A 12,348-nucleotide genomic window follows, 5' to 3' on the forward strand; every position below is an offset into this window, starting at 1 on the left:
CAAATAACCCCTGTTCTGAGTTGTAAAAGCTACGATTAATTACTCCCCTCTCAAACCTCTCCCTAACCCTCTCAAACCTCTCCCTAACCCTCTCAAACCTCTCCCTAACCCTCTCCTACGAGGAGAGGGAAAAGGTGTCCCCGACGGGACTATTTATTAATCGAGAGGGGACGAATGGCCGAACCCTGCCTCCCTTTCTAAGGGAGGTGCCGCAGGCGGAGGGATTGGGTGAGGTTAAGATCAGATGTTTAACAAAATTCCTATGATTTTACGTTTCAAAAAATATCTCGCTTTATTTTGTCTAATTCTGGGTTTAACAGTTGTTTTTAACGTCCTCAACCCCCAACAGGGTTTAACCTTAGAAACTTGGCTCGCTCAAACCATACCCAGTCCCCGCTTTTCTCCGCCGATTCAATGTACACTCGGTGAAGACTGTTTTATCCTACTGTATCCTGATCGCGATCCGTCTCCGGCTGCCGTTGATTTTGGCTGCGGACGCCAAACCTATGATACTCACAGTGGCACTGATTTTGCCATACCCGATGAACAGACGATGGCTGAAGGTGTACCCGTATTAGCGGCGGCAGAGGGAAAGGTTTTGCGCGTGCGAGATGGGGTTGAAGATCGTCGTGTGCAGGATCAAACGGATAGAGATGCTGTTGAAGGGAGCGAATGTGGAAATGGCGTTGTGATTGATCACAGTATCGCTTCTGATGGTGTCGGTTGGGAAACCCAATATTGTCATCTTCGTAACGGTAGCGTTGAGGTGCAGCCCGGAGATATTGTGGAGACGGGAAGCGTTTTAGGAATGGTGGGGGCTTCCGGTTTAGCGTCATTTCCTCATGTTCATTTGAGTGTGCGTTATCAAGGGGAAGTCGTTGATCCGTTTGTGGGGCCAAATGCTGCATCCGGTTGTAATGTCAGACAAAATTCCCTTTGGGATCGACCCCTTCCCTACACACCAACGGGGTTAATTCGGGCCGGGTTTGCGACCGTTGCGCCTAATATAGATCAACTTTGGGATGGAGAATTTAGCGAAACTCTCTTTTCTAGAGATGATCCAGCACTTTTGTTTTGGATACAAGCTTATGGTATCCTCTCGGGCGATCGCGTAGAATATCAACTTTTTGATCCACGAGGTCGGGCTGTCGTCGAACACCAAGAACAGCTTAACTCTTCTAGTCGGACTTGGCTGGGTTATGTGGGCAAAAAAAATAATCCACAACAGCCTTTAATTCCGGGAACTTGGCGAGGAGAATATCGTTTGATCCGCGATGGCAAGATTATCCTAGAAATAAAACGAGACGCTGAATTAGAGTAATAGTTATTCTTCAAAAAATCAGTCTTAGGGTGAGTTAACAAATCATGTTCGCATCCTCTAGGATGAGTTTGTAAGGTTGTAGGAGCAAACTGACTTGATCCTAAACAAATTGTGGTTTTAATGCTCCGCTTGCGATCATTACCCAAATCCCTTTTGTACTGGCAAATCAGCCTGGGTAGTTCGTTTGACATCTTTTATATTATAGCTAGACTGCAAAATTTACTCTAGCTGACACCGATGAACATCAACACTTTTTTTCAGGGCTTAAAAGCTATGTTAATGGGCGAGATTGAACAGGTTCAGACTTATTCAGGAATGGGCGCTATTCCTCATTCTCAAGGGACAGCATTTCGGGTATGGGCGCCAAATGCCAAAGAAGTTTATGTCACGGGGAGTTTTAATAATTGGTCCGAGACCGAAAATCCCTTAGATAGTGAAGAAAATGGCTACTGGTATGGGGATTTTAAAGAAGCACAAGTCGGTGATGAATATCGCTATATTATCGTTAACAAAGATACAGGCGAAAGCTATAAACGCAAAGATCCCTACTCCAAAGAAGTCACAAATTCCAGTGGAAATTCTATTATTATTTCTTCTCAATTTCAATGGGATGATCGCGACTTTACCCCTCCCAATTGGAATGAGTTAGTGATCTATGAAATGCACATCGGCACTTTCAACGATAAATCTGAAGATAAACCTGGCACTTTTAAGAGCGCTGCCCGAGCATTACCCTATTTAAAAGAACTCGGTATTAATGCCATTGAAATTATGCCGAGTGCTGAGTTTGCCGGTGATTATTCTTGGGGTTATAACCCTTCTGATATTTTTGCCGTTGAAAGTGCTTATGGCGGTTCACAGGGACTTAAAAAATTTGTGAATGCTGCTCATAAAAATGGCATGATGGTGATTTTAGATGTTATTTATAACCATCTCGGCCCCAGTGATTTAGATTTGTGGCAATTTGATGGCTGGAGTGAAAATGAAGGCGGTGGAATTTACTTTTATAATGATCGCCGGGGTCAAACCGCTTGGGGACACACTCGACCCGATTATGGTCGTCCAGAAGTTCGTCAATTTTTGCGCGATAATGTCTTAATGTGGCTGACCGAATATCACATTGATGGACTGCGTTGGGATTCAACTCTCAATATTCGCTCGATGGAAGAAGATGGAACAGAAATTCCAGAGGGTTGGAGTCTGATGCAGTGGATTAATGAGGAAGTTAATAGCCGTTTTCCTGAGAAAATTGCCATTGCAGAAGACCTGAGAAATAACGAATGGATAACCAAAGAGACAGGTGTCGGTGGTGCCGGATTTGATGCTCAATGGGACCCACAATTTATTCATCCAGTTCGGGGTGTGATTACGGCATCTGATGATCATTCTCGGGATTTGAATGCGATTCAAGATGCCATCACCCATCAGTATAATTCTAGTGTATTTGAGCGGGTGATTTTTCTGGAAGCTCACGATGAGCCTCGACTTCCCGAGGAAGTTTGGTCGGGAAATGCTGAGGGTTGGTTTGCTCGCAAACGCTCAACGTTAGGTACAGTTTTAGTTCTCACTTCTCCCGGCATTCCGATGATTTTTCAGGGTCAAGAATTCCTTGAGCATAACGATTTTGAAGACACTGAGCCATTAGATCTCGGCCGACGTAAAAGCTTCCGTGGAATTTTCAATCTTTACCGAGATTTAATTCGTTTACGCCGGAATATAGACGGTAATACTCGCGGCTTACTCGGCCAAAGTGTGAGTGTTTATCATGTTAACAATACGGATAAACTTCTCGCCTTTCATCGTTGGGAAACAGGTGGCCCGAAAGATGATGTTGTGATTGTTGTTAATCTAGCAGATCGCAGCTATGAAAGTTACAATTTAGGCTTTCCTAAAGGGGGAGGTTGGCGGGTACGCTTTAATAGTGACTCCCAACAATATGGTTCCGATTTTGGCAATTATGGGGGGAATGATATTCTGGCGGAAGAAGGTGAAAAAGATGGGTTAGACTATAACGGAAATATTGCGATCGGCCCCTACAGTGCATTGATTTTATCTCAAGATCATGAAGATGTTGAAGAGGTTAATGATTGATCGATCTTCCTTTTTGACTGATTAAAAGCAAGAGGCTTTCATTATCCCTGTAACATCTGAACCCCCTCACCTTCTAGAAAGCGAGGGGGAATTATTTTTTAATCAGATTTATTAGATTAAGGCATGGAAAGCGGTTGAATATACTGCTTATTCGCCCGAACATAACAGCCTTGATTTGTTAATAACCAAGGACTCTTTCCCGGGCTTAACTCAAAGGCATTAGAACGGTTTTTATTCGCTTCAATTTGATCAACATTTACCCGATAAACCCGTAGAATTTTTCCATTGGGTTTTTCTCGACAGTTGAGTTGACCATCACTCGAGGTTACTTTCCATTTCGGCCATGTGGAAGAGCGCAACGGTTGAGATAACCAAGTCCCAGAATTATTCCAGTTAAAATCTCCTTTAGCATCAGGAGAAGGCAAGGCTTCCACTAAGTCTAATACATAGCTTTGGCCGACTGAAGCACAGGTTGGCCCGCCTTTGACTTTCCAGGTGACTTTTGCAGCCATTTTCCCAGAACGAGCAATCTGACGCCGGACAATGCTAATATCACCAATACATTCTCCCTGGCCATCTAAACCGCGATCCGAAAATGTGCCTTGATAGGTGTAAGAACCGCCACCGCCTTGTTTTTCTGTAATGCGGATCTCTCCGACTACTCTACGCTTGTTCAGCGTTGTAGAATAAATTCCGGTTAATGTTGAATTTGTATCAGGTTTAATTGAGAGGGCTGTGGTTCCGCCAGTGCTTTTGTAGGTGGATGCCAAAGCCGGACTAGACATTAACAATACAGTTGCGGCTACGCTTAAGAAACTCACCGCTTTTGAGTTGAGGTTTTTCATCGTTCGTTCCCTGGTTATAGACACTCATAAAATGCCTACTTTTCTCTTACGAACGTTTAATAACAAGTTCAGCATAGTTTGACAAATTTTTCTATAATTTTTTGAAAAGGTTTATGAGTCTATCTTAATTTTATTGAAGATTCTCTGAAATTGGCAAACTTTGTATCACAAGATTCGGTAAATTCATCCCATTCTATGTTTTGATTTTCACTTGATGCACACAACAATTCTAAAGAAATTGTAGATTTCTTGCCAATCAGTTGCTGTTGTCGTCAAAAATCGTGAAAAAGGCACTCAACGGATCAAAATCAAAATATCCGTTTTGCAAGCTAAATTTGATGTGACAGGATAACCCCATGTACGAAAAAATCACCCCTCCAACCACAGGCGAAAAAATTACCTTCAACAATGGCGAACCCGTTGTACCTGATAATCCGATTATCCCGTTTATTCGGGGAGATGGTACGGGTATCGACCTATGGCCGGCTAGCCAACGGGTGTTAGATGCAGCCGTAGAAGCCGCTTATGGAGACAAACGAAAAATAAGCTGGTTTAAGGTTTATGCCGGAGATGAGGCTTGTGAACAGTATGGCACCTATCAGTATCTCCCCCAAGATACCCTCACCGCCATCAAAGAATACGGAGTCGCCATCAAAGGCCCTCTCACAACCCCTATCGGTGGCGGAATTCGTTCGTTAAACGTGGCGTTACGTCAAATTAACGACCTTTACGCTTGTGTTCGTCCTTGTAAATATTATGCGGGTACGCCCTCACCTCACAAAACCCCGGAAAAATTGGATGTGATTATCTATCGGGAAAATACAGAAGATATTTACTTGGGAATTGAATGGAAAGAAGGCAGTGAAATTGCTCAAAAACTGATTCATATCCTCAACAATGAATTAATTCCAGCCACACCCGAACATGGTAAAAAACAAATTCGCCTCGATTCCGGGATTGGGATTAAACCGATTAGTAAAACGGGTTCTCAACGTTTAGTTCGTCGGGCAATTCAACACGCTTTGCGGTTGCCAAAAGCCAAACAAATGGTGACTTTAGTGCATAAAGGGAATATTATGAAATATACCGAAGGTGCATTTAGAGATTGGGGTTATGAACTGGCAACGAGTGAGTTTCGCAACGAATGTATTACCGAGCGAGAATCTTGGATTTTGAGCAATAAAGAAAAAAATCCGGATCTGTCTAATGAAGATAATGCTCGTCAAGTTGAACCGGGTTATGATGGGTTAACGCCCGAAAAACGCCAAGAAATTGTTCAGGAAGTAGCGGCAGTTTTAGAGGCAATTTGGGAAACGCACGGCGATGGGAAATGGAAAGAAAAAATCATGGTTAATGACCGCATTGCTGATAGTATTTTCCAACAAATTCAAACCCGACCTGCTGAATATTCTATCTTAGCAACCATGAACCTCAACGGAGATTATTTATCCGATGCTGCTGCTGCGATGGTTGGCGGTTTAGGCATGGGGCCTGGTGCAAATATTGGGGATGAATGTGCCATTTTTGAAGCGACTCACGGCACCGCCCCAAAACACGCAGGATTAGATCGCGTTAACCCTGGATCGTTAATTCTTTCCGGGGTAATGATGTTAGAATATATGGGATGGCAAGAAGCCGCAGACTTGATCAAAAAAGGACTAGGAGCTGCAATTTCTAACCAAGAAGTTACCTATGATTTAGCCCGGTTGATGGAACCTCCCGCCCCTGAGTTAAAGTGTTCTGAATTTGCTGAAGCGATGATCAAATACTTCAAGGAATAAACTTTCTCACTGCATAAAAATTCCCCTTGTCGCAGAGATCCCTTTTTCTTTGAGTGGCGATCGCACAATTTCCTCTGAAACAAACCTCAAAAAAACGCCCGAACAATTGGGCGTTTAGTATTTAATAGGGGTGTTAATTTTAGAGTAGGCAATAGGCAAAAGGTAATCTTAGGGGACAGGGAATGAAGAGAAATTACCCCGACCAGACTCGGAAGAACCAAAAACTTGAATTATGATAGAAAATGTTAAGAAATATTAAGCCTATCCATGTCAAGGGTTCACAGAAATCAGTCAAAACCGCGAGTTATCGTTGTAGGAGCGGGAATTGGGGGACTCACCACCGCCGCGTTACTGGCCCGCAGGGGTTACGAAGTTCTCATTTTTGATCAAGCCATCATTCCCGGAGGATGTGCTTCTACCTTCCAACGCCGGGGGTTTACATTTGATGTCGGCGCCACTCAAGTCGCGGGACTCGAACCGGGTGGTATTCATCATCGGATTTTTTCAGAACTTAATATTGAACTTCCCGAAGCAACGCCTTGTGATCCGGCTTGTGCGGTATTTCTTCCCAATGAAACCTCACCCATTAATGTTTGGCGAGATCCGCAAAAATGGCAAAATGAACGTCAAAAACAGTTTCCCGGTAGCGAGGCGTTTTGGCAATTAATGAACCGATTATTTCAAGCCAGTTGGCGGTTTCAAGGGCGTGATCCGGTCTTGCCACCTCGCAATCTTTGGGATTTCTGGCAACTGATAAAAGCCCTTCGTCCGGATACATCGATCACGTTTCCCTTTACTTTTTTTACAGTAGCAGATGCGTTGCGTTTGTTCAAGTTAGACGACAATTTACGACTGAAAACTTTTTTAGATCTACAACTAAAACTTTACTCTCAAGTTGATACTGAAGAAACGGCGTTATTGTATGCTGCAACCGCTTTAGGCGTTTCTCAGGCACCCCAAGGGTTGTATCATTTACAAGGCAGTATGCAGGTGTTGAGCGATCGCCTCGTTGAAGCTTTAGAACGAGATGGCGGTAAACTGTTAATGCGTCATCGTGTTGAAGCCATAGAAACCCAACAAGGAAAAGCGGTGGCGGTGAGGGTAAAAAATCAGAAAACAGGCGAAGTTTGGCGAGAAACGGCTGATTTTATTATTGCAAATGTTACTACTCAGAATTTAGTTCAACTGACGGGAATGGGTAATAGTCAACCTCAAACGCCCTCTCAGCTTCTCCAACAAGGTTATAAATACCGAGTTGATAAATTGCCTCCAGCTTCTGGCGCGTTTGTTGTATACTTAGGTGTGGATCAATCGGCAATTCCGGCTGGATGTCCGCCTCATCTACAATTTCTCTATGATTATAATCAGTTAATCGGTGAAAATAACTCATTGTTTGTTTCGGTGAGTCATCCCGGCGATGGACGCGCACCCCAAGGGAAAGCCACCATTACCGCCTCGAGTTTTACCGATACTCGCCAATGGTGGAATTGTGACGACTATCAAGCCTTAAAACAACAGTATACTCAAGAAGCGATCGCCCGCCTGAGTTGCTATTTTCACCTCACCCCAGAAACCCTCATTTACCAAGAAGCCGCTACCCCTCGGACTTTCGCTCATTTTACCGCTCGTGATCAAGGCGTGGTTGGGGGCGTGGGTCAACGAATTCCTACTTTTGGCCCGTTTGGGTTTGCCAACCGAACCCCCATTAAACAGTTGTGGCTTGTTGGAGACTGTACGCATCCGGGTGAGGGAACTGCTGGCGTGTCTTATTCGGCGTTAACCGTAGTCCGACAAATAGAAGCCAGTTTGTAGAATTGACAGCAGTTTGCGCCTTTTGTCAAGTAAATCCCAAGAACCCGGTAACTTTGGCGAGCATTGGCTTTTTACTCCTGATCATACCATATAGAGAACACCAAGAGTAAATCTTGGTGTCTTTGTGTCTTGGTGGTGAGTTTACTTTTCCTGGGGCTTGATCCCCCTAACCTCACCAAGGAGAAAATTGATTAAAACCTGTCTATTTTTGAGAAAAACATAAAAAGTTTTGAAGTTTAATCAAACTTACGTGTTTTTACGGATAGAATGAATGACAAAAAACACAGTATTATCTCTGAAATTAGAGAACCAAAATTAAAGCTGATATCATCCTAAGCTCTGTTTGACTCTCAACAGATAAATAGAGCTACAAACCTTAATATACCAAGCTGTTTTACCGATCTGATATAAAGTCAAATATAACATACCATATAAATTTTTGATCAACTTTTTATTTGATCCTATCTAATTTTTGGGAAATTATTGAATTTGTAAAAATTCTGTAAAGATACCGAGAAAATACGGACATTCATCTTTGAGTAAATTACACTGGAGTTATTGCAGTAGTCCGAAAAAACACGTAGATGTGAATTGACAGACTTAACAACCCTCGAAATATCACATAGGCTGTCGATCTCGTAGCCTCAATTAATCCCATAAAAATCCTTAATTAAACTGTTCAGATTTAATAAAACTCTAATTGAGAGTTTAGAATTCAACCGGAGTGCGTAACTATGACTACACCTATTAAAGATATCATTGCTGTCTACGATAATCTTCCCGAAAATACTGAAGATCAATATACCGCCCAAGAAGTTAATTTTCCTAGAAAAACCTTCAATCACGATTTTCAGGTTGGAGAAGAAAACAACCTGATTATTCAAGGATTTACAAATAATCAGGATCAAACCTATGATTTGCTGTCATTTGTTGATCAAATAAATATCAAGCGAGTTAATAACAATCAAGTCCAAGGAGAAAGACAAGTTATTTGGTTTGAACAAGAAAGTAGGTCTGAAAATGACCTGTCTTTAAAACCTTCTCTTGTTTCAACAATGGAAGAAACTTTGCTGAGTGATGTTATTAATAGAGGAACCGATAATATTTTTGCGAACCAGGGAAATCCCGACGGTAATATTAATAATATTGAACGAGTAGATTTAGTCTCAACCAACGGATTATCTAGCCCAGAAGAATTTTTAGATAAAATTGGGTTTTTAGTGGTAGAAAGAAGCGGAAATGATCCGTTTAAAATTGCAGCTATTACAGCAATTGATGAACAGGGAAATCCGACTCAGTTTGGTACTTTGCAGAGTATTAGTGTAGACAGTTGGGGACAATCATCCCATTCAATTCGTGCTGAAGTGATGCGAAAAGATTCCAGCCAAAATAATTTAGTTTCCAGCAGAATTTTGCCAAATTCACAAGCAATAGCAGGAATTTTTATCAGCTACCAAGATCTCAATATTGCTGACAATCAAACCTTCTATGGATTCTCACTTTTTTCGCAAGACATTGATGAAAATAATGATTTAGTGGGTTTAAGTGATTTCCCCCTAAATACCCCAGAAAATGATTTGCAAGGCAATCCTATCGGCAGTTTAGACTTGATTTCGGTGGGTAGAATTTTTATTCAAAAAGATATCAAAATACCGCCCAAAATTACTAGCGATGGAGAGGGTGAAAAAGCGGATATTTCTATCCCTGAAAATAATACATTAGTTACCGACGTTAACGCAACAGACGACAGAGATAGCGAAGGAAACGGTTTAGCCTATAGCATCAGTGGGGGAGAGGATGAGGACTTATTTACTATTGATCCGATCACAGGGGAATTAAACTTTAAACAGTCTCCTGACTTCGAGAACCCAACAGATATTGATCAAAATAATATCTATCAAATTGAAGTCACTGTTACTGACTCCGACGGTTTAACCGATGTTCAAACTCTCAATATTACTGTTAGAGACGAAGTAGAAGAAACTCCTGTTGATGATGGAGAAGAAGAAACTCCTGTTGATGATGGAGAAGAAGAAACTCCTGTTGATGATGGAGAAGAAGAAACTCCTGTTGATGATGGAGAAGAAGAAACTCCTGTTGATGATGGAGAAGAAGAAACTCCTGTTGATGATGGAGGAAACGATAACGAAACTCCTGTTGATGATGGAGAAGAAGAAACTCCTGTTGATGATGGAGGAAACGATCACGAAACTCCTGTTGATGATGGAGGAGAAGAAACTCCTGTTGATAATGGAGGAAACGATAACGAAACTCCTGTTGATGATGGAGGAAACGATAACGAAACTCCTGTTGATGATGGAGGAAACGATAACGAAACTCCTAACTCACCCTCTATTCCTCCAACCGAAGACACAGACGATACCACTATTCCGCGAACCGATGATGGAGAAGAAAACAACGACTCACCTACATCTATCCCCGTCGGAAATAATTCAAATTGTGGATGTTCAGTAATTCCTGAAATAGAAACTGTTTCCTTCCCCTCTCATCCAACACTTAATGCTAATATTACTAATGTAATGGAGATTTCATGGAGTGGAAGTGAAGCCGATAATACTTTCACTGGACACTCAAGTAATGAAGCTATTTTTGGCTTTGGTGGGAATGATATTCTCAACGGAGTCGAGGGTCAAGACTGGGTTGAAGGGGGTAATGGTGATGATCACATTCGCGGTGATATTGGTCACGATACCCTCGTTGGGGATGATGGAAATGACACTCTTTTAGGAGGTCAAGATGATGAATTTTCCCTCAGTCGTGACACCAATGGAAAAGACTGGATAAGTGGCGGTTTGGGTCGGGACTTCCTCTCAGGAAATGAGAGTGAAGATATGCTGATGGGAGATGAAGACGATGATATGATCTACGGGGGTCAAGGTGACGATCAACTCTTCGGTGATCAAGGAAATGATACCCTTTGTGGCGATCGCGGATCGGATACAATTATCGGGTCTAATGGTAGTGAAAACCCCGTTGGTGACACAGAAGAAAAAGATGTCTTATTTGGTTATCAGGACAATGATTTAATTCAAGCAGGTCAAGGCGAAGATACTGTCTATGGGGGTAAGGGAGATGATTTTCTTCACGGTGGAAAAGATAATGATCTAGTCTGGGGAGATCTGGGAAATGATACCCTTTCTGGTGATCAAGGCGATGATACGTTATTCGGTGATCTAGATGACCCAAACTCCACTGAAGGCGGAAAAGATATGATTTGGGGAGGCGATGGAAATGATTTCATCTGTGGAAATCAGAATAATGATACTCTCATGGGAGGTGCAGGAAATGATATAATACGAGCTGGAAAAGAAGATGATTTTCTATTTGGTGAAACCGGAGATGATCTCTTATTTGGTGATTTAGGAAACGACAAAATCTGCGGAAATGAGGGGAATGATACCCTGTTTGGGGATACAGAAGATGAACTCGCTCACGGTGGTCAAGATACTTTAATTGGTGGAAATGGAGATGATGTTCTCAGTGGAAATCAAGCCGCAGATACTCTCTGTGGCGGAGAGGGAAATGATAGTCTTCATGGTGGAAAAGATAACGATGTCTTGAAAGGAAAAGCCGGAGAAGATTGGCTATTTGGTGACGAAGGAAATGATACCTTAACCGGGGGAGAAGATCGAGATTATTTTGTATTATCTGCTAGTAGTGGAACCGATATCGTTGAAGATTTCCAAGTCGGTGAAGATTTAATTGTTCTCGATCAGGGTCTTAGCTTTGTAGACTTAGCTATTTTTCAACGGGATACTTCCACTGTTATCGGTATATTGGAACTGAATCAACCTATTGCCATTTTAAACAATGTGGCGGCATTTTCAGTAACAGAAAACAGTTTTATGAATCTGTAATTGACAAGTTTGCACTTGTTGCATTAGTCTTTAATACTTGTATCCAAAGTTAATATAAACCGAGTTTCAGCGATTACTTTGGCTTCCTAACAACAGATTTATAAAGAAACCCGGTTTCGCTCATAGTTTCTGTTCCCAAGCTATTTCCTGCTGTCTATATAACGCCGCAATACTAAATGAATCGTGCTTCTATACTCTGCCCCAAGCTCTCGAAACCATGCCATCATATCAGCATCTAACTGAATCAGGTTAAGAGCTTGGGCTGCTGCTACTCTCAGGATGGCATTCTCAAAAAACTCATCCGTTAGAGGTGGAATATCACAGTGAAGTACCTGACGCCAACGCATAGGCTATGGCGCGGGTACAACTTGGCTCCATTAAGATAATAAGATTCCTCGGAGATTTTTCTAATCATCCTTTACCCTGTGATTGCTGTGTTTTTTTTCCATACCCGCTTACCGAAAATTTTGGGTCGAAAGCCCCGTTCTTCTAAGACGGCTTTTTATTCCAAGCTTGATGTATTATAAAGCTTGTTGATTAAACAAAGGAAATGAAATCCAGGTATCGCTACCGATGCTACCCGACACCCTCCCAAAAATTGGCATTAGCCAAGTTATTTG

Annotated in this window: 8 protein-coding genes; 6 read left to right on the forward strand and 2 right to left on the reverse strand. The window is 42.2% G+C overall.

Annotated elements, in window-relative coordinates; genetic code table 11:
• Positions 1–262 precede the first annotated feature (262 nt).
• Both VB836_RS11750 and VB836_RS11755 read left to right on the forward strand, forming a co-directional pair.
• Positions 263–1,321, forward strand: a complete 1,059-nt coding sequence (locus VB836_RS11750; RefSeq protein ID WP_323219501.1) for a M23 family metallopeptidase — start codon at positions 263–265, stop codon at positions 1,319–1,321.
• A 237-nt stretch (positions 1,322–1,558) separates the two neighbouring features.
• Positions 1,559–3,412 (forward strand): alpha-amylase family glycosyl hydrolase, encoded by a 1,854-nt coding sequence (locus tag VB836_RS11755; protein WP_323219502.1) that lies wholly within the window; start codon positions 1,559–1,561, stop codon positions 3,410–3,412.
• A 116-nt stretch (positions 3,413–3,528) separates the two neighbouring features.
• On the opposite strand, the gene VB836_RS11760 is transcribed toward VB836_RS11755, so the two are convergent.
• Positions 3,529–4,257, reverse strand: a complete 729-nt coding sequence (locus tag VB836_RS11760; protein WP_323219503.1) for a hypothetical protein — start codon at positions 4,255–4,257, stop codon at positions 3,529–3,531.
• A 356-nt stretch (positions 4,258–4,613) separates the two neighbouring features.
• Between VB836_RS11760 and VB836_RS11765 the strand changes: the two genes are divergently transcribed.
• The 3 genes from VB836_RS11765 to VB836_RS11775 all read left to right on the forward strand — a co-directional run bounded on the left by VB836_RS11765 (position 4,614) and on the right by VB836_RS11775 (position 11,728).
• Positions 4,614–6,038: an NADP-dependent isocitrate dehydrogenase gene (locus tag VB836_RS11765; protein ID WP_323219504.1), complete on the forward strand. Its 1,425-nt coding sequence runs from the start codon at positions 4,614–4,616 to the stop codon at positions 6,036–6,038.
• Between the two features lie 267 nt (positions 6,039–6,305).
• A complete protein-coding gene (crtD, locus tag VB836_RS11770; RefSeq protein ID WP_046281680.1) occupies positions 6,306–7,850 on the forward strand; it encodes a C-3',4' desaturase CrtD in 1,545 nt (514 codons plus the stop codon).
• 734 nt (positions 7,851–8,584) lie between these two features.
• Positions 8,585–11,728, forward strand: coding sequence for a cadherin domain-containing protein (locus tag VB836_RS11775; protein ID WP_323219505.1), 3,144 nt, complete (start codon positions 8,585–8,587; stop codon positions 11,726–11,728).
• A gap of 140 nt (positions 11,729–11,868) precedes the next feature.
• Here the strand turns inward: VB836_RS11775 and VB836_RS11780 are convergent, their stop codons facing one another.
• Positions 11,869–12,075 (reverse strand): BrnA antitoxin family protein, encoded by a 207-nt coding sequence (locus VB836_RS11780; RefSeq protein ID WP_323219506.1) that lies wholly within the window; start codon positions 12,073–12,075, stop codon positions 11,869–11,871.
• Between the two features lie 203 nt (positions 12,076–12,278).
• Between VB836_RS11780 and VB836_RS30345 the strand changes: the two genes are divergently transcribed.
• The coding region (locus tag VB836_RS30345; protein WP_407659655.1) for a helix-turn-helix domain-containing protein at positions 12,279–12,348 on the forward strand (70 nt) is incomplete at its 3' end.

This window comes from Limnoraphis robusta BA-68 BA1, from assembly GCF_034932365.1.
GTDB classification, from domain to species: Bacteria; Cyanobacteriota; Cyanobacteriia; order Cyanobacteriales; family Microcoleaceae; genus Capilliphycus; species Capilliphycus robustus.